This is a genomic window from Corallococcus sp. Z5C101001, assembly GCF_007352635.1.
In the GTDB taxonomy this organism is placed as follows: Bacteria; Myxococcota; Myxococcia; order Myxococcales; family Myxococcaceae; genus Corallococcus; species Corallococcus silvisoli.
In genome coordinates this window covers 57,565-74,667 of sequence record NZ_VKLU01000008.1, presented here as the reverse complement: position 1 = coordinate 74,667, position 17,103 = coordinate 57,565, and the positions used below count along the sequence as shown (strand labels likewise).

The window sequence follows — 17,103 nt, the reverse complement described above, 5'->3', positions numbered from 1 at the left end:
CTGACTACCGCACGGGCCCGCGACTACTGGATCGCGAAGATGAGCGTCACCTTCGCCTGCACCGTCTGCTCCTCCGGCTGGATGGACGTGGCGGGTGCGGCGCGCGCCCCGGCCATGTCCATGGCGAAGGTGGCCGGGTACAGGCGCGGAGCCTCCGTCACCGTGCTCGCGTCCAGCACCGCGCCCAGCTTCACGTTGAGCGCCGAGGCCAGCACCTCCGCCGACTTGCGCGCGCGCGTCACCGCCTGCCGCAGGGCCTCTGCCTGCACGGCGTCCTGACGGCTCAGCCCGAAGCGCACCGAGTCCACCCGGTTCGCCCCCGCCGCGAGCGCCTTGTCCAACAGTCCGCCCACCTTGGACAGGTCCGTCACATGGACGCTGACCAGGTTGCTCACGCGGTACCCCTTGAGCTTCGGCTCTCCCCCCTGGGGCGGTGGCGGCATGTACTCCGGATAGACGTTGTAGTTGCGCGTCTGCAGGTCGCGCTTCGCGATGCCCGCGGACGTCAGCGCCGCCAGCACCTTCTCCATCTGCTTCGCGTTCTCCTCCCCCGCGGCCTTCGCGTTCGCGGCGGACGTCTCCACCGCCACGTCGATGAAGGCCTCATCTGGCTGCGCCTTCACCTCCCCCGTGCCCTCCACCCGCAGCGTGCGCACCTGCGGATCCACGGGAGGCCGCGCCTGCGGCGAACCGGGCGGCGGGACCTGCGCTTGCGCGGCGGCGGTGAAGCCCGCGAGTACCACCAGCATCGACAACATCCTGCGAACAGCGGACATGGCGCCTCCTTCCCAAGGCGAAACCGGGACCGTCCCGCGTCTAGCGCGAAAGCCCCCTGTCTCCAAGACGCCCCGGCCCGGCGGACATTCACCGGCCCCGGGGCGTCTGGCGCCCGTCGGGATCGACTAGTGGGGAAGCGACTCGCCCGTCCGGCCCAGCGACGCGACCGATTCCAGCGGCTTCTTCAGCGGACGCCGCGCGGCCTTGCGCACCTGCGTCTCCGCCTTGCGGCGCGCGGTGCGCAGCGCGTCCCGGCCCATGTCCATCACCGCCGCCACCGCGCCCGTCAGCAGGTTGCCCGGCGGGCTGTCCGGCAAGGCCGGGTGCGGATGCGTGGGCGCCGCCTTCTTCGCCTGCGCCAGCGCCTCCCCCATCTGCCGCAGCTCCTGCGGCTTGAAGACCTTCTTCACCTCCGGGAAGAGGTACTGCTCCTCCTCCGTGACGTGGGCGCGCACGCTCTCCATCAGCACGTGCACCTTCGCGTCGAAGCGCTCCGACTCGGGCGGCAGCACGTCCAGCTCCGACAGCACCCACTTCATCACGTGGTGCTCCTCCAACGCGCGCAGCACGTCCTGCGACAGCGCCTCCGCCCGCGCGCGCACCGCCGGATAGAAGACCTGCTCCTCGATGGCCGCGTGCACGGACAGCTCCCGCACCATCTGATCCACCAGCCTGCGCTTGTGCGCCAGCGCGTGGTCCCCCGCCTTCTCGAACTTGCGGAACAGCTGCTCCACCGTCTTGTGGTCCGCCTTCAACAGCATGATGGCATCCATGGGCCGTCTCCCTTCCTGCATCGGGGGGCCGCGCCACCCCCTGATGAGCGCGCCCGGGCCCCCTGAACCCTGGCACAGCGCGGCACGGAGTGAAGGGTGGGGATGGATTCCCGGCCGCGCCCACCCGTGCCTCCCTGCCCCCCGCGTCCGGATGGAGGGCAGGCGGACAGGAGCCCCCGGAGTGTCCAGAAGGCGTCGCGAATACCGCCCTGCCCCCCACTCCCCAGGACGCGGCGGCATGCACACCGTGCGCGCTCAGATTCGGTCTCGCGCGGGCGGCGGGCAAGGGAGCGGGGGCATACCGTGACGACGAAGACGCTGCGCGTGCAGGTGGCACGCATCCTCCGCGAGGCGGAGGGCATCCAGTCCTACGAGCTGGTCGCCGAGGACGGCGGCGCGCTGCCCGAGTTCGAGGCCGGCGCCCACCTGGACGTGCGGGTGCCGGGCCTGGACGGCATGCGCCAGTACTCCCTCTGCAACGACCCGGGCGAGACGCACCGCTACGTCATCGCCGTGCAGCGCGACGCCCAGGGGCGCGGCGGCTCCAAGGCCATGCATGACCGCGTCCGCGAGGGCGACGTGCTCACCGTGAGCGCGCCCCTCAACGACTTCCCGCTGCTGTACGGCCGCAGCTACGTGCTCATCGCGGGAGGCATCGGCATCACGCCGCTGCTGGCCATGGCCCGCGTGCTGGAGCGCACCGGCGCGGAGTGGGTGCTGCACTACTGCACGCGCAGCCAGGACCGGACCGCCTTCACGGAGCTGTTGTCCTCACCGTCGTTCGCGGGCCGCGTGCACGTGCACCACGACGGAGGGGACCCGGCGAAGGGGCTGGACGTGCGGGCGCTGCTCGCCACCCGGGGCCCGGGCACGCGGCTGTACTGCTGCGGCCCCGCGGGCCTGATGAAGGCCGTGCGCGAGGCGGCGACGCTGCACAAGTGGCCCTGGGAGAAGGTGCACTTCGAGGCCTTCACCGCCGAGGGCACCGCCGCCACCCACGCGAAGCCGGAGGAGGACTTCGAGGTGGCGCTGAAGAGCACCGGCCAGGTGCTGCGCGTCCCGGCCGGCAAGAGCGTGCTCAACGTGCTGCGCACCCACGGAGTGAAGGTGGAGAGCGACTGCGAGGCCGGCTCCTGCGGCACCTGCGTCACCCGCGTGTGCGAGGGCACCCCCGACCACCGCGACACCTTCTTCCAACAGGAGCCCGCGGGCGACGCGCGGATGCTCGTCTGCGTCTCGCGAGCCCGGTCCAAGCGGCTGGTGCTGGACCTGTAGCCGCCCCTCGACACGCGGCGATGCATTGAAGCGCGCCTCCACGCGGCGGGCCGCCTATGCTCGCACCCCGCTCGCACACAAGAGAGGCTGATGAGCCACGGGATGTTGTTCACCATGGACACCCCTCCCACGGAGGCCCGCTACCAGGGCCGGCTGTGGGTGGCGGATCTGCTGGACCTCACGGGCGCCGCGCTCGTGGGCTGGGGCGCGTTGCGCGCGGCGGAGCAGGTCTCCACGGCCGGCAAGCTCGCGCTGGCGGGCGTCGCCGCGTGGCTGGTGCTGTCCGGCGTGGGCGGGCTCACGGGCCGCACCCCGGGTCGTCACGCGCTGGGCCTGAGGCTGGAGCGCGCCGATGGCGCCGCGCCGGGCCTGGGCACGGGGCTCGTGCGCGCGCTCACCGCCCCCGTGGAGCTGCTGCTCCAGGTCGTGCTGCAACGCCGGCCCCTGGACGAGCGGCTGGGGGTGCACGCGGGCGCGATTCCAGGGGGCTTGCGCGGCTGGCTGCGCGGCCTGCCGCTGCCGCTCGTGGGGACCGCGCTGCTCGCGGGCGCGGTGTGGAGCATCGTCACGCCCACCCACCAGGAGATGCTCCAGTACCTGGACCGCACGCTGACCGGCTGGCACTGCTGCCACGGCACGCGCGAGGTCACCTGGCAGTGCCGCACGTCCTTGTCCCGCGCGGTCCGCGACGCGAAGGGCGGCGACACGGAGGTGGCCGGCTTCCTGCGCACCGAGTGCCCCGTGGCCGCCGCGCGGTTGGCGCCTTGAGGCGCGGGCCTCCCTGAGCCCGCGCGGCTACTGCTTGCGCAGCGGGAAGTCCGCCTGGCCTTCCTTGCAGATGACGCGGACCACCTGTTCGGCCACCATGGGGGCGCTGGCCTGCACGGAGAAGTAGGGCGCCCCCGTCTTCACCTTGTGCTCCCGGTAGGGCTCCAGCCCCGCCATCAGCGCCTGCTGCCGCCGGGCCAGGATGATGCGGCACTGCGACCAGGAGATGGTGTCGTCGTTGATGAGCGTCAGGGTGCGGTTGAAGTTGCTCCCCAGCAGGCCATCCACCAGCGCCTTGCCCAACAGTTCGCGCGGCGCCGCGGGCTTCTCCTCGCGCACGGGCGCCGCGACCGGCGTGGGCTCCGCTGGAGCCGGAGCCGCCACCGGGACCGAGGCCGCGCGCGTGGCCAACACCACGAAGCGCGGCTCCTTCGCGGCGTCCGCCTCCGCGTCCAGCCGCAGGGTCATCCGCTTGCGGTCCGGCTTGATGTTCAACACGGTGGCCGTCCCCAGCAGCGGGTGCTTGCGGGCCCCGCGCGCCCGGGGCCCCACCACCTGGAACACCGCGCCCGCGTTGATGCCGGACGGCACGGACGTGTTCGCCACGCGCTGGCCGCCGCCCGTCTCCTTGATCTCCACCAGCGGCGCGTCCACGGACACCAGGAGGGCCTGACGCACGGGCCGCTTCGTCCCCGGAGCCGGCTTCACCCCCGGGTGCGTGTCGCCTCCGCGCACCGCCTCCACCCCCATGCCCGCGTCCGGCGCCGCGCTGTCGGCGATCACCGGCGGCTCCTCGGACGGAGCCACCACCGGCGGCGGGGGCGGTTCGACCTTCGGGGGCGTAGCCACCACCGGCTCGGCCGGAGGCGGAGACCGCACGGCGGGCGGAGGCCGCGCGGGCGTGCTCGATGACCGGAGGACGTACGTGGTGAGCCCCACGGAGGCGCCCACCAGCAGCAGCGCGGCCATGGCGATCCGCGCCACCGGCCGGCCGCGCTCGGGCCGCGCCAGCGCCTGCTCGGGCGCCGCGGGCGTCCCCACCGCGGCGGCGGCCTGCCCCGTCGTGGCGGGCAGGTGCACCGCGGTGGCGCCCAGCGCGGCCGCGTCCACGGCGTCGTTGTTCCGGGCCACGCCGCCAGAGCCGGAGGAATGGGACACGAACGTGCCGCTGGGCCCCCGCGCGGAGCCCTCCGTTTCGATGCGCCCCGTGTCCCGCCGCCCACCGTCCGGCGGCCCCACCGTGCGCAGCGCCGTGGCGTCGAAGGCGGCCCCGTCCGCCGCGTTGCCAGCGCCATACAGGCCGGTGCCCGACGAGCCGCTCCTCGCGGCCGGTGACGGCGTGCGCCGCTCCCCGTGCACGCCGGACGTCAGCTTGCGCTGCTCGGCGAAGGCCTCCGGGCAGACGGCGCGGACGAACTCGCCCACCTCCTCCGCGCCCACCGGCGCGCCCGTGCGCAGCAGCTCCGCGTTGAGCGAGCGGCCGAAGTCATCCGCCCGCGCGTACCGGTCCGCTGGCAGCGGCGCCAGCGCGCGGCGCACCGCGGCCTCCAGCGGCGGCTCCACGTCCGGCCGGAAGTCCGTCAGCGACGGCACCACCGGGTTCGACATGGCCGCCATCATCTCGCCCACGGTGCCGTGGGGAACCAGCCCACGGCCCGCGAGCATCTCCCACACCACCACGGCGCAGGAGTAGATGTCGCTGCGGTGGTCCAACGGCTCGGCGCGCACCTGCTCCGGGGACATGTAGCCCAGCTTCCCCATCACCGTGGACGGCAGCGTGTACTTGCTGCGCGCGGTGGACTTCGCGAGGCCGAAGTCGATGACCTTCACCTCGCCCTCGTACGACACCATCACGTTGTGCGGGGACACATCCCGGTGGACGATGCCCAGCGGCTCGCCGTCCGTGCCCGTCTTGCGGTGCGCGTACCCCAGCCCCTCCGCGATGCGCTGGCCGATGTAGAGCGCCACCGGCGCCGGCACCGCCCGCCCCTGGGAGCGCGCCTGCTCCAGCAGGTACCCCAGGTCCACGCCCGCCACGTACTCCAGGGCCATGTAGTACGTGCCGTCCGCCTCACCCATGTCGTACACCTGGGCGATGGAGGAGTGCACCAGGTGCACCAGCACCTTGGCCTCGTGGTGGAACCGGTCCAGGAACTGCCGGTCCTTCACCAGCCCCGGCAGGATGGTCTTCACGATGCAGGGCTTCTCGAAGCCCGCGGCCCCGGACAGCTTCGCCAGGTACACCTCCCCCATGCCACCTTGGCCCAGGAGGTGGACGAGCTCGTAGCGCCCGAAAAAACGGGGGGACTCTGTGGGTGCGGTGCTCATGGACTCGGCTCCGGAGCGCAGCACGGACTCCCCCATGGAATCAAGCCGCGCACCACGCGCCTCCCCTTCTTCTCAGAACCCAGACACCTCGCGCGTGGAAAAGAGAAAGTCCCGGGGCCGACGGAATTCCCGAGGCCCTGTTCCGGCTGACAACAGGTGAGGTGTGCACCCGAGCACGTCCCACCGCCCGCGCCCCCCGGGACGTTGCGACTCCGACCCCAGATGCGTTCCCTCGGAAGAGCGCATCGCTTCCTTCCCCTGGGAGGGAGGCGTGCAGCTCCCGGCCCCCTGGCGCTTGGGGGTGCCGCCCTGCGGAAGGCCGTCCTGCCGGAAGGAGTCGCGTCATGAAGCAATGGGGAATCATCGGGTTGCTGGCGCTGGTCGCGTGTGGGCCCGAGTCGTCCACGGGGACCTCGGTCCAGGGACAGACATGCCCCGGGGTCGTCGCCGGAGGAATGACCGCGCGCCAGCAACTGGATGACGTCATGCCCTCCAAGGCAGGCACCGACGGGCGCGTGCCGGTCATCATCCGCTTCCGCTCCCGAGGCCGCACGCAGGCCACGCAAGTCACGGCGAGTGGCGCCCAGCTGGCGGCCAGCACCGGCGCGAAGGTGAGCGTCGTATACCGCAACATCCCCGCGGTGGCCGCGCGCGTGACGCCCCTGGAGCGTCAGGCGCTGGAGGAGAACGAATGGGTGGAGAGCGTGGAGGTGGACCAGGTCTGGACCGCCCAGGCCCTGACGCCCGGGCTGCTCTCGCCGCTGCCGCGTCAGGTGATGGCGGCCACCCCCGGACCGCTCGACGAGTACACCGAAGGGCTGCGCCTGGTGCAGGCCCCGGAGGTGTGGGACGCGGACGGGGACGGCGTGCTGGACGCGGGCGCGCCCACCGGCGAGGGCGTGCGGGTGTGCGTCATCGACAGCGGGCTGGACATGGGCCACCCGGAGTTCCAGGGCGCGGTGGTGGGCAGCCGCGACTTCCTGGACGATGACGGCGACGCGAGCGACCGAAGCCCCCAGGGCGAATGGGGCCAGGGCCACGGCACCCACGTGGCGGGCATCATCGCGGCCCGCATGGGCCAGGGCGGCGTCACCGGCCCTCGGGGCTACCCCGGCGGCATGGTGGGCGTGGCGCCCCGGGCGTCGCTGCTCATCGCGCGCGTGCTGGACCTGCAGGGGCAGACGGAGATGAGCGTGGTGCTCTCCGCCATGGAGTGGTGCGAATCCCAGGGCGCGCGCATCGTGTCGCTGTCGCTGGGCGGCGGCACCCCCACGCGCAGCACGGTGGATGCGTTCCGGGCCATGCTGGACCACGGCCTGCTGGTGGTGGCCGCCGCCGGCAACGAGGGCGGACCGGTGATGTACCCCGCGTCCGACCCGTCCGTCCTCGCGGTGGGCGCGGTCGACGCATCCGAGCGGCGGGCGGGCTTCTCCTCCGTGGGCGTGGAGTTGGGGCTGATGGCGCCGGGCGTGGACGTGCTGTCCACCTTCCCCCGCGGGCTGGGCGCCTCCGCGGAGATGTCCGTGAACGACGCGTCCCCCACGTCCCGCTCGCTGCTGTACTCCCCCACGGGTGACACCGCGGGGAAGCTGCTGGACTGTGGCCTGGGGGATTCGCTCGCGTCGTGTCCGGGCGCCACCTGCGACGGCTTCATCGCCTACGTACGGCCAGGCGCGCTGCCCGTGAACCAGGCCATGGCCAACGTGATGATGCAGGGCGCGCGCGCGGTCATTTTCGGCGCGAACGGCGGTCCCGCGGGCGCCACCGTGGACATCTTCTCGCTGCCCCGGAGCGGCCACTGGGCCCCCGCGGTCAGCGTCAGCCAGGCCGCCAGCACGGTGCTCCAGGAGCGCCTGGGCGCCAACGCGCGGCTGAGCCTCTTCCCGGTGGACTACACCCACGTGTCCGGCACCTCCATGGCCGCGCCCTACGTGAGCGGCGTGGCCGCCCTCCTCTGGAGCGCGCGGCCGGAGCTGACGCCGCGCCAGGTGCGCGAGGCGATGGAGTCCTCCGCGCGCGACCTGGGCACGCCGGGCAAGGACCCCGTGTTCGGCCACGGCCTGGTCCACGCGCGTGACGCCTTGTTGCGACTGCAATGAACGCGGTTTCTCAGCGCCTGGGAGGCCGAGCAACACGGAGCGCATGGATGTTGAGCAACACGGAGCGCGAGGAGTCGGGCGTGCGGGAAAAAAGCGCCACGTAACGAAATCGAGAACGCACTTCTTCGTGGAATGAATGCGCGCCTGGGTTGTACGTGGCGCGCGCCCAATGGCCGCCGGGAAGGCAGCCAACCGGCGCGAAAAACCCTTTCATTCTTGAATTGAGGACATCCATGTTGCGAATTGCTGTTGCCGCCCTGGTCGTTGCCGCTACGGGTTGCGCCGGGTCGAGTGGCGCGACGGTCGCGGGTCGCGGGGGCAACGCCACCGTCACGGGCAGCATCACGTATCCGGCGAGCGGGCTGCAGGGCGACCCGTGCACGTCGGTGCGCGTGAAGGTGACAGAAGGGGAGGCGGCGGCGCCGGGGGCGGCCGAGGTGAAGCAGAGCCGCAACAACCGCTGCAGCTTCATCGTGGCCGGGCTGCCGGACGGCAAGGACCTGAACGTGGAGCTGGTGGCGGACGCGAGCCTCAAGTGCGCCAGCGGCGCGGCGCCCGTCATCACCCCGGGCCCGACGACGATGAAGATCGCCAAGTACGCGGCGCCGGTGGTCAGCTTCAAGCTGGCCTGCGAGTAGGGCCCCACACAGCGGAAGCAGGTCGGGGCGCGCCTGGGTGCGCGCGGCCCCGGCCTTCGTGCGGGTGAAGCTAGACGTCAGGACAGGGACCATTGCTTGCCGCACTCAAGGGCGCGAAGCTGCCGCGGCCCATGATTGCCTTCCGTCCGCGTACCGCGCTGCTCGCCCTGGCCCTGCTGGGCGCGGGTTGCGACTCCGAAGTGCCGTTCCCCACCGAGGATGAGCTCGACCAGCTGAGCGGCCTGCATACGCAGAGCGCGAAGCCGGAGGTGGACCCGACCAACAAGTGGGGTGACAACCCGGACGCGGCGGCGCTGGGCCACCGGTTGTTCGAGGACCCCGGGCTGTCGCGTTGCGGGACGGTGTCCTGCAAGAGCTGCCACACGGGCGAGTCCTACACGGTGGAGACGGCCACGGCGGAAGGCTGTGGGGGCAACCAGACGGTGCGCAACCCGCCCAGCCTGCTGAACGCGGGCTACAACCGCTGGTTCATGTGGGACGGGCGCGCGGACCGGCTGTGGTCCCAGGCGGTGCTGCCGCTGATGAACCCGCTGGAGATGAACTCGGACGCGCAGGTGGTGCGCGCGCGGCTGGTGGCGGACCCCACGTACACGGCGGCGTACACGCAGCTGTTCGGCAAGGCGCCCGCGGACGAGTCGGACTCGGACCGGCTGCTGGCCAACGTGGGCAAGGTGCTGGCGGCGTACCAGCGCACGCTCAACCGCACGGACGCGCCGTTCGACGCGGACGTGCGGCGCTTCCTCCAGGCGGTGGAGGCGGGCACGCAGGAGAAGGACCCGGCGTACCTGGGGCTGAAGACGTTCATGCGCAAGGGCCAGTGCGTGGTGTGCCACAAGGGCCGCTCGCTGTCGGACGACAAGTTCCACAACCTGGGGCTGAAGGACTCGGGCGGTGGGCGGCGGGGGCAGGCGGACGCGGTGGACGCGCTCCTGTCCTGGAAGTTCAACGCCGGGGGCGCCTACAGCGACGCGCCGACGGGCATGGACGCGGCGCGGCTGTCCACGCTGAAGGCGCAGGCGCAGAGCAAGCCCACGGAGGTGGAGGGCGCCTTCCGCACGCCGTCGCTGCGCAACGTGGCGCTGACCGCGCCGTACATGCACACCGGCGCGGAGAAGACGCTGGAGGACGTGGTCGACTTCTACGACAAGGGCGGCGACGCCGTGGGCACCTTCGCGGGCGTGCGCACGGAGACCATCGTCAAGCTGGACCTGAGCAGCGAGGAGAAGCAGGCGCTGGTGACGCTGCTCAAGTCCATGACGGGCGCGGCGCGCTAACGCACCAGGTGGAAGGCCGTCTGGCGTTGGAAGGCCCAGTGCACGGCGCCTTCCGCGTCCAGCACCACGTCCTCCTCCTGGGCGGAGCGCACGGGCTGGCCGTTCCACTCGGGGACGGGGCTCGTCGCCTGCAGCTCGATGGAGAACCAGGAGCTGGGCATCACCTTGTGCTCGCCGTTGCCGGGCACGCCCTCCTGGCGGTCCCACATGCCAATCATCGGGCCGGCGCCGTGGCCGTGCAGGCCAATGGGGTGTGAGTACACGGTGCCGTCGATGCGTTCGGCCTTCATGCGCGCGAGCGAGGCGCGCAGCACCTCGTTGCCGGTGCGGCCCGGCTTGATTTCGCCGGTGACGATGTCCTGGAGCCGGTTGGACGCCTTCAGCGCGGCCTTGAGCCCTTCGGGGACGTCCGTCTCGCCTTCGCGCAGCACGTAGCCCATGTGCTGGGTGTCGGTGTTGAGGCGGAGGGCGGTGATGCCGTAGTCGCAGTGGAGCACGTCGCCGCGCTGGATGACGGGGGCTTCGCCCAGCTGTTCGTCGGTGAAGCCCTGGCGCTGCACGTCCACGTCGGGCTGGAACCAGGTGTCCAGGCCCTCATCGGCCAGGCGCTGGCGCATCCACCACTCCACGTCCTTCGTGGTGGTGGTGCCGGGGGTGATGACGGCGTTGGAGAAGGCGGTCTGGATGATGTCCCAGGCGTGCTTCGTGAGGTCCTCGTAGAAGCGGACCTCGTCGGCGCTCCGCCAGCCGAGCACGTCCAGGGGCAGGCCCCCGGCGGGCTTGAAGCGCTTCACCCAGGTGGGGCCCAGGGCCTGGGCCATGCCTTCGTATTCGCCGTGGGTGAGGCCGTCGGCGAAGGCGATGGCGGGCGACACGTTGATGGCGATGGAGTCGGGCTTGCGCTCCTCCACCACCTGCTTGAGCAGCTGCCACTGTTCGGGGCCCAGGAGCTCCGCGGCGCGGCGGGCCCCGCCGCGGTCCACCAGCTGCGGGGCGCGGCGGGCTTCATAGAGGCCCCCCTGCGTGCTGCCGCCCAGGGCCAGCCGCTCCACGCCCTGGCCCTCGCCGCGGTCGAAGAAGACGTAGATGGTGCGGCGGCGCGCGGCGAAGGTCGTGGGGGACACGAGCGCCTTGAAGACGGGGTCCTCGTTGTACTCGCGCATGGGGACGATCCACATGCGCACGCCATGCTTGCGCATGAGCTGGGGCAGCGCGGTCTCCAGGCGCTCGCGGAGCCACGCCTGCTGGCGGTCGGCCTGCTCGCGCAGCGTGCCGAAGGGGCGCACCGGCGCGGCGGGAGCGGGAGCCGCGGACACGGGAGCCACGGGCGCGATGACGGCGGCCGGGGCCTCGGGCTTCGAGGGCGCGACGGGCGCGGTGGCGCAGGCGGAGGAGCAGACGAGCGGGACGACGAGCAGGTGTTTCCAGGAGCGCATGGGCGCGCAGTCTGTCACGCGCCCTGACACGCCGCCGCACCGATGCGCGGCGGCGGGCTCCGCGTTGCCGGTCAGCCGTGGAAAAGCCAGACATGCTGTCCTGGCTTCACTTTGAATCCATGGAGTGTCTGTCCAAGAAATTCCGGATCATGGCTCTTGCGGGGCCTGGGCCACGACGGGCGTGGCCGGGACGTACTCCTCGCTCGTGTCCAGGGGGCCCAGCTCATTCACCCCGCCCACCACCAGCACGGTGCCCCGGTGCAGCCACACCACGCCGGCTTCGCCTCGCGGCTCATGCAGCGTGGGCGCCTGCGCCCAGATGCCCCGCACCGGATCGAAGCGCTCCGCGGACGCCAGCGTGCCTCGCGAGGAGTGCTCGCCGCCCACCATCAGCACCATGCCGTCCCCCGTCAGCAGCGCCGCATGGTGCTCTCGCGGAACGGCCGGGTCCTCCACCCGCTCCCACGCGTTCCGCTCCGGCACGTACACCTCCGCCGTCTCCGCCGCCCGCGACGTGATGCCCCCCACCACCAGCACGCGCCCGTCCGGCAACAGCGTCACGGTGTGCCCCAGCCGATGCGTGCCCGCCGCGCCGCCCACCGCCCCCGCCTTCTCCCAGTGCCCCGTCGCCGGGTCGTACAGCTCCGCCTGCAAGCCGCTCGCGAAGAGCACCTTGCCCGTGCGCAACACCACCGCCGTCCCTGAACCTCCTCGCACGAAGCCCGGCGCCTCCGCGGGCCGCCACGTCCCCGTCGCCGGGTCGTACAGCTCCGCAGAGCGCACCGGCCGCAGGTCCACGTCCGTCCCTCCCGCCACCAACACCCGCCCGTCCGGCAACACCACCGCCGCTGGATCGTTCCGCGCCTCTCCCATGGGCGCCGCCGCCGTCCACGTCCCCGCGTCTGGCGCGTACAGCTCCGCGCTCGCCAGCGCGCCCACCGTCACGCCGTTGGAGCCCCCCACCACCAACACCCGCCCATCCGCGAGCCGCACCGCCGCGTGGTTGCGCCGCGACGTGCGCAGCGCCCCCGTAGGCCTCCACCGCCCCGTGTCCGGCTCGAAGACCTCGCAGCTGCCCAGCGTGCGGCTCCCGTCATGCCCCCCCGCCGCCAACACCCGCCCGTCCTCCAACAGCACGTAGGGCAACAGCCGCCGCGGCGTCGACAACACGCCCGGCACTGGCGCCTCCACCCCGCCCGCATCCGCTCTCGGACCGGGCCCGCACGCCAACACCACTCCCAACCACAGCATCGTGACGCAAGATGTCGAAAACCGTCGCATGACCCCACCGGGACGTCTGGCCGAGGGGTCCGTTTACCGGGCCGGTCTGACATGCAAGCCGCGCAAGGCCTTGTGATTCCAAGGCCTTGTCCTGCCCTCCAGGTCGGATTCCCCGGACGCCCGAAGGGCGGAGGCGCCGTTCCGGCGTCAGTGCCGCATGGGACCCAGGGGGTCGCTCGAGGGCTCCGCGTCCAGGCCCTCGCTGCTTCGCGGCGGCAGGGCCCCGCCGTCGTCATCCACCTCCAGCGTGAGCTGGGAATGGTCAGCGGGCTTGAGTTGGATTTCATCCCCGCGCACGGAGTCCACGTCGCTGAACTCGACGAGGTAGTCGCGCCGGGGAATGGGCACCAGCCCCTGCTCCAGCTCGAAGTGCGTGGCGCCCACGCCCGCCACCCGGCCCAGCGACTGTCCGTCGGCGGTGCGCACCGCCATGCCCTCGCGCACGTCTCCCGCGTGAATCATCGTGTCGCTCCTCGCGCTCGAAGGGCCCGGGAGGCGGGACGCCGCGTCCGGGCCCGGGGGTCCTCACCAAGAGTGGGGCCGCTCCCGCCGCCGTGCGCGCCCCGCCAGGCGGCCCAAGGAGCCCCCGCGCCGCTCCCCTCCACGGCGGGAGGACAGCCCCTCGCGCGACACCGGTGCGCGGTGCCTAACGTTCCCGCAGGAGGCCTCCCGCCATGCTGCTGGAACTGTCGAACGACGAATCGCGCGTGCTGAAGGACGCCATCGATTCCTCCCTGCACGCCCTGCTGGAAGAGCTCGCCCACGCGGAGCAACGCGAGTTCAAGGAAGCCCTGCGCCAGCGCTACGACCGGCTGGAGGCGCTCCAGCGGCGCCTGAACCCCGCCGTGGAGAGCGAACAGGTCTACGCCTGATCCGCGCGCCCCGTGCCCGCGTCGAACCGGCGCAGGTACCGGGCGTCGTGGCGCAGCCAGACGGCGTCCCCGCTCGCGGCGCGGAAGTCCCCGGGCGCCCGCGCCACCATGCGCTCCCCTCCTGTCTCCACCGTCACCCAGACCTCCGCCCCCATCGGCTCCACCAGGTACACGCGGCCCTCGCGCGCATCCGGAGGCACCGGGCCCTGCCCCACCTGGAGGTGCTCCGGCCGCAGGCCCCACACCGCGTCACCCGCCGGCAACCCCAGCGTCTGGGGCTTCACCAGGTTGATGCGCGGCGAGCCGAAGAAGCCCGCCACGAACAGGTTCGCCGGCGCGTCGTACAGCTCGCGCGGCGGCGCCACCTGCTGCACCTCGCCCTGGCTCATCACCACCACGCGGTCCGACAGCGTCATCGCCTCCGCCTGGTCGTGCGTCACGTAGATGAACGTGGCCTTCAGCTGCTCGTGCAGCTTCTTGATCTCCCCGCGCATCTGCGTGCGCAGCGCCGCGTCCAGGTTGGACAGGGGTTCGTCGAAGAGGAACACCTTCGGCCGGCGCACCAACGCGCGCCCCAGCGCCACCCGCTGCCGCTGCCCGCCCGACAGCTCCTTCGGCCGGCGCGCCAGCAGCGCCTCCAACCCCAACACCTGGGACACCTCGCGCACGCGCGCGTCCACGTCCTTCGCCCCCATCCCCGCCACCTTCAGCGGGAACGCCAGGTTCCCCGCCACATCCAGGTGCGGGTAGAGCGCGTAGCTCTGGAACACCATCGCGATGTCGCGCTCGCGCGGCGACAGGTCGTTCACCACCTGCCCGTCGATGCGCAGCTCCCCACCCGACAGCTCCTCCAACCCCGCGATGAGGTTCAACGTCGTGGACTTGCCGCACCCGGACGGGCCCACCAACGACACGAACTCGCCGTCCGCGATGTCCAGCGTCACGCCCTTCACCGCCGCCACCCCGCCCCGGTACACCTTGCGCACGTCCTGCAGGGACACCGTCGCCACCGCGCCACACCTCCACCGCACCCCGCGGGACCACCCCACGCCCGGGTCCGGAAAAGCCCCCAGCATCGCCGCTCCCTCCCTCCCGTGAAGCCCGCCGCGCGCCGCGCCGTCACACCCAGGACATCCCCTACCTGTCTGGTTTTGCAATTGGAGCGGTTTGTTACAGGGTCAACACTTCCCTAGACTCCCGAGGGAACGCGCCGCCGCTGGAGCCCCGCCCATGCCCTTCACCTTCCGCCACCAGCACCTGGACGCCCTGCTGGGTGACCCGCTCACGGCGGCGAACAGCCTCTACGGCATCATGACCGCGGCGGAGCCGGAGCTGATGGAGGGGCTGCGGCTGCACTGGAAGAAGCACATCCGGGAGACGCCCGGGGTGGGGGGCACGCAGTGGCGTCCCGCGCTGAAGGCCTTCAGCGCCATCGAGGGCTTCTGGGGCAACACGTACAGCGACCACCGGCTGGCGAAGGTGCTCTACGAGCCCGCCTCCTCCGCGGCGACCACGGCGGTGACGGGCGTGCCCTCCTCGGCGCAGTTCCTGCGCGACTTCGAGGCCGCTCGCGACGAGGCCTTCTACATCTTCTTCCAGGCCACCTCCGTGAACGAGCTGGCGGGCGTGTCCTTCAAGGCCACGTACTACCACAAGGACGTGTCCTCGCTGTTCGAGCAGCGCCCCCACAGCGTCATGCGCGACATCGTGTCCCGCCGGGTCATCGAGACGGCGCAAATCCTGCTGCGCATCCTCTACGGCAACATGAGCATGGGCTGGGGCAGCCTCTACAGCACGCGCACGCTGGCGACGACGCTGCTGCTGGCGCAGATGCACAACTCCGCGCTCGGCCACTACCGGTCGCACTACACGGGGCGGCGCTCCTACAACCAGAGCGGGGTCGCGTTCACGCTGCTGACGTTCGCGTACATCGTGGCGCAGGCGTGGCGGGACAAAGGCTACGAGTTCAACGAGCAGCGCTGGTACTTCTTCTGGAAGCTCGTGGGCTCGCTGCTCGGCGTGGACACGCGCCTCATCCCGGACGACCACGCGGAGGCCGCCACCCTGTGGGACCTCTTCTTCGCCCGCGGCGAGTGCTTCGGCGGCCTGCCCGCGCCCTACCCCACGAACCTGGACGCCCACCGCATCGACCCGGGCCTGCTCGGCGGCTACGCGGTGAAGGCGGAGGCCAACCTGCTCCAGTGGATCCCCGCCTTCGTCGTCACCCAGCTGCGCAACGCGGGGCGCTGGGCGACGTACTTCCGGGGCGGGTGAGTCAGCGCTCCACCGTCACGCCCTTCCAGAAGGCCACGTACCCCTGGATGTTGGACGCGGCCGACTTGGGCGCCGGGTAGTACCAGGCGGCGTCCGGGTTCGTCTTCCCGTCCACCTCCAGCGTGTAGTAGCTCGCCTCGCCCTTCCAGGGGCAGTGGGTCCGCGTCACGCTGGCCTTGAAGAGCTCCCGCTTCAGGCTGTCGGGCGGAAAGTAGACGTTGCCCTCCACCACCTCGAAGCGGTCGCTCTGGGCGAGCACGACGCCGTTCCATTTCGCGACGGGCATGGCAATGACCTCCTGGGGATGAAGGGGGGTAACGGCGCCTCAACCGGTGTGCGCGGCGCCGGTGGAGGCATGCCGGGTGAGGAAGGGGGCGAGCTCCGCGTTGACGAGCGCCGGCTCCTCCACGCACGAGGAGTGGCCGCCGCGCGACAGGCGCACCAACTGAGAGCCGGGGATGAGCGAGTGGATCCGCTCCGCCTTCGCGGGCACCGTGGCGCGATCCTCCTCGCCCACGACGACCAGCGTGGGGGTCTGGATGCGCGGCAGCTCCTCCGCGACGCCCTTGCGCTTGAGGACGCCGTTGACGGCCCGCCAGATGTCGCGGCGGTTCTCGCTCAGGCGCGCGCGCCACAGCGCCCGCTCCGCCTGGCGGCCCGGGTCGGTGAGGAACGACGTGCCGAACATGATGCGCATCACCGGCGTGCTCACGGGCCCAAGCCCCAGGTAGCGCGCGACCAGGTTGAGCACGGTGTAGCGGGGCACGTTGGCGGGCGGCTCGGGGTCCGCGGAGGTCTCCAGCAACACCAGCGAGCGCACCAGGTCCGGACGCCGCGCCGCGAGCCGCATGCCCACGAAGCCGCCCATGGACAGGCCCACGAAGTGGACCGGCGCCACGCCCAGGGACTCGATGAGCGCCACCGCGTCCGCGTACACCGTCTCCATGTCGATGGCCGGTTCGGGCGGCACGTCGCTCTGGCCCTGCCCCCGGTGGTCGTACGCGATGCAGCGGAAGCGGCCGCGCAGGGCCTCGACCTGCGGGTCGAACAAGCGCGTGCTCCACAGCAAGCCGTGGCTGAAGAGCACCACGTCCCCAGCACCGCCGGTGTCCTCGTAGTACAGCCGGGTTCCATTCACGGACCGCATGGGCATACACGGACCTCCCTTCGCCAGCCGGGACCCTAGTCCATGGTTCGCCGGGAACGCAGTCCTACCCGGGAGGGCAGTGTCCACTGGAGGAGACGGGAACACGCGGGGCACCGCTTGTGCCGTCCGGCGCTTGGGAG

Annotated in this window: 16 protein-coding genes; 7 read left to right on the top strand and 9 right to left on the bottom strand. The window is 72.0% G+C overall.

From position 1 onward, the window contains the following. Window positions 1-23: 23 nt before the first annotated feature. On the bottom strand, window positions 24-776 hold the full coding sequence (locus FOF48_RS18200; RefSeq protein WP_143903382.1) for an SIMPL domain-containing protein: 753 nt from the start codon (window positions 774-776) through the stop codon (window positions 24-26). 126 nt (window positions 777-902) lie between these two features. Beyond that, window positions 903-1,550, bottom strand: coding sequence for a hemerythrin domain-containing protein (locus FOF48_RS18195; protein ID WP_143903380.1), 648 nt, complete (start codon window positions 1,548-1,550; stop codon window positions 903-905). Between the two features lie 303 nt (window positions 1,551-1,853). Between FOF48_RS18195 and FOF48_RS18190 the strand changes: the two genes are divergently transcribed. Further along, entirely contained in the window at window positions 1,854-2,825 is a 972-nt protein-coding gene (locus FOF48_RS18190; protein ID WP_143903378.1) for a PDR/VanB family oxidoreductase, read from the top strand. 114 nt (window positions 2,826-2,939) lie between these two features. Beyond that, entirely contained in the window at window positions 2,940-3,593 is a 654-nt protein-coding gene (locus FOF48_RS18185; protein WP_235686122.1) for an RDD family protein, read from the top strand. 27 nt (window positions 3,594-3,620) lie between these two features. Here FOF48_RS18185 and FOF48_RS18180 read toward each other — a convergent pair whose 3' ends face one another. Continuing rightward, on the bottom strand, window positions 3,621-5,921 hold the full coding sequence (locus tag FOF48_RS18180) for a serine/threonine-protein kinase (RefSeq protein ID WP_143903374.1): 2,301 nt from the start codon (window positions 5,919-5,921) through the stop codon (window positions 3,621-3,623). 344 nt (window positions 5,922-6,265) lie between these two features. Between FOF48_RS18180 and FOF48_RS18175 the strand changes: the two genes are divergently transcribed. From FOF48_RS18175 to FOF48_RS18165, 3 genes are all read left to right on the top strand, one after another. Further along, entirely contained in the window at window positions 6,266-8,020 is a 1,755-nt protein-coding gene (locus FOF48_RS18175; RefSeq protein ID WP_143903373.1) for a S8 family serine peptidase, read from the top strand. 233 nt (window positions 8,021-8,253) lie between these two features. Further along, complete coding sequence (locus FOF48_RS18170) at window positions 8,254-8,658, top strand: hypothetical protein (protein WP_143903371.1); 405 nt, start codon at window positions 8,254-8,256, stop codon at window positions 8,656-8,658. Between the two features lie 131 nt (window positions 8,659-8,789). Continuing rightward, a complete protein-coding gene (locus FOF48_RS18165; RefSeq protein ID WP_143904213.1) occupies window positions 8,790-9,953 on the top strand; it encodes a cytochrome-c peroxidase in 1,164 nt (387 codons plus the stop codon). On the opposite strand, the gene FOF48_RS18160 is transcribed toward FOF48_RS18165, so the two are convergent. The 3 genes from FOF48_RS18160 to FOF48_RS18150 form a co-directional block, all read right to left on the bottom strand. Then, a complete protein-coding gene (locus FOF48_RS18160) occupies window positions 9,950-11,389 on the bottom strand; it encodes a M24 family metallopeptidase (RefSeq protein WP_143903369.1) in 1,440 nt (479 codons plus the stop codon). The genes FOF48_RS18165 and FOF48_RS18160 overlap by 4 nt on opposite strands. Window positions 11,390-11,536: 147 nt before the next feature. After that, the gene (locus FOF48_RS37555; RefSeq protein ID WP_304503226.1) at window positions 11,537-12,559 is read right to left on the bottom strand and encodes a kelch repeat-containing protein; all 1,023 of its coding nucleotides are present in this window, start codon (window positions 12,557-12,559) and stop codon (window positions 11,537-11,539) included. A 258-nt stretch (window positions 12,560-12,817) separates the two neighbouring features. Further along, entirely contained in the window at window positions 12,818-13,132 is a 315-nt protein-coding gene (locus FOF48_RS18150; protein WP_143903366.1) for a DUF2171 domain-containing protein, read from the bottom strand. 212 nt (window positions 13,133-13,344) lie between these two features. Between FOF48_RS18150 and FOF48_RS18145 the strand changes: the two genes are divergently transcribed. After that, on the top strand, window positions 13,345-13,542 hold the full coding sequence (locus FOF48_RS18145) for a hypothetical protein (protein ID WP_143903364.1): 198 nt from the start codon (window positions 13,345-13,347) through the stop codon (window positions 13,540-13,542). On the opposite strand, the gene FOF48_RS18140 is transcribed toward FOF48_RS18145, so the two are convergent. Continuing rightward, window positions 13,533-14,552 carry an ABC transporter ATP-binding protein gene (locus FOF48_RS18140; protein ID WP_143903362.1) on the bottom strand — a complete coding sequence of 340 codons (1,020 nt, stop codon included), beginning with the start codon at window positions 14,550-14,552 and terminating at the stop codon, window positions 13,533-13,535. The genes FOF48_RS18145 and FOF48_RS18140 overlap by 10 nt on opposite strands. 220 nt (window positions 14,553-14,772) lie before the next feature. Between FOF48_RS18140 and FOF48_RS18135 the strand changes: the two genes are divergently transcribed. Continuing rightward, window positions 14,773-15,816, top strand: a complete 1,044-nt coding sequence (locus FOF48_RS18135; RefSeq protein WP_143903360.1) for an oxygenase MpaB family protein — start codon at window positions 14,773-14,775, stop codon at window positions 15,814-15,816. A 1-nt stretch (window position 15,817) separates the two neighbouring features. Here the strand turns inward: FOF48_RS18135 and FOF48_RS18130 are convergent, their stop codons facing one another. Both FOF48_RS18130 and FOF48_RS18125 read right to left on the bottom strand, forming a co-directional pair. Then, on the bottom strand, window positions 15,818-16,102 hold the full coding sequence (locus FOF48_RS18130) for a DUF427 domain-containing protein (RefSeq protein WP_143903357.1): 285 nt from the start codon (window positions 16,100-16,102) through the stop codon (window positions 15,818-15,820). Window positions 16,103-16,141: 39 nt separating this feature from the next. Next, window positions 16,142-16,969: an alpha/beta fold hydrolase gene (locus FOF48_RS18125; RefSeq protein ID WP_143903355.1), complete on the bottom strand. Its 828-nt coding sequence runs from the start codon at window positions 16,967-16,969 to the stop codon at window positions 16,142-16,144. Window positions 16,970-17,103: the final 134 nt, after the last annotated feature.

Bases quoted from the DNA above. Each gene is read 5' to 3' on its own strand.
- FOF48_RS18200 (WP_143903382.1), bottom strand. From the start codon at position 776: ATGTCCGCTGTTCGCAGGATGTTGTCGATGCTGGTGGTACTCGCGGGC.
- FOF48_RS18195 (WP_143903380.1), bottom strand. From the start codon at position 1,550: ATGGATGCCATCATGCTGTTGAAGGCGGACCACAAGACGGTGGAGCAG.
- FOF48_RS18185 (WP_235686122.1), top strand. From the start codon at position 2,940: ATGGACACCCCTCCCACGGAGGCCCGCTACCAGGGCCGGCTGTGGGTG.
- FOF48_RS18180 (WP_143903374.1), bottom strand. From the start codon at position 5,921: ATGAGCACCGCACCCACAGAGTCCCCCCGTTTTTTCGGGCGCTACGAG.
- FOF48_RS18175 (WP_143903373.1), top strand. From the start codon at position 6,266: ATGAAGCAATGGGGAATCATCGGGTTGCTGGCGCTGGTCGCGTGTGGG.
- FOF48_RS18170 (WP_143903371.1), top strand. From the start codon at position 8,254: ATGTTGCGAATTGCTGTTGCCGCCCTGGTCGTTGCCGCTACGGGTTGC.
- FOF48_RS18165 (WP_143904213.1), top strand. From the start codon at position 8,790: ATGATTGCCTTCCGTCCGCGTACCGCGCTGCTCGCCCTGGCCCTGCTG.
- FOF48_RS18160 (WP_143903369.1), bottom strand. From the start codon at position 11,389: ATGCGCTCCTGGAAACACCTGCTCGTCGTCCCGCTCGTCTGCTCCTCC.
- FOF48_RS18150 (WP_143903366.1), bottom strand. From the start codon at position 13,132: ATGATTCACGCGGGAGACGTGCGCGAGGGCATGGCGGTGCGCACCGCC.
- FOF48_RS18145 (WP_143903364.1), top strand. From the start codon at position 13,345: ATGCTGCTGGAACTGTCGAACGACGAATCGCGCGTGCTGAAGGACGCC.
- FOF48_RS18135 (WP_143903360.1), top strand. From the start codon at position 14,773: ATGCCCTTCACCTTCCGCCACCAGCACCTGGACGCCCTGCTGGGTGAC.
- FOF48_RS18130 (WP_143903357.1), bottom strand. From the start codon at position 16,102: ATGCCCGTCGCGAAATGGAACGGCGTCGTGCTCGCCCAGAGCGACCGC.
- FOF48_RS18125 (WP_143903355.1), bottom strand. From the start codon at position 16,969: ATGCCCATGCGGTCCGTGAATGGAACCCGGCTGTACTACGAGGACACC.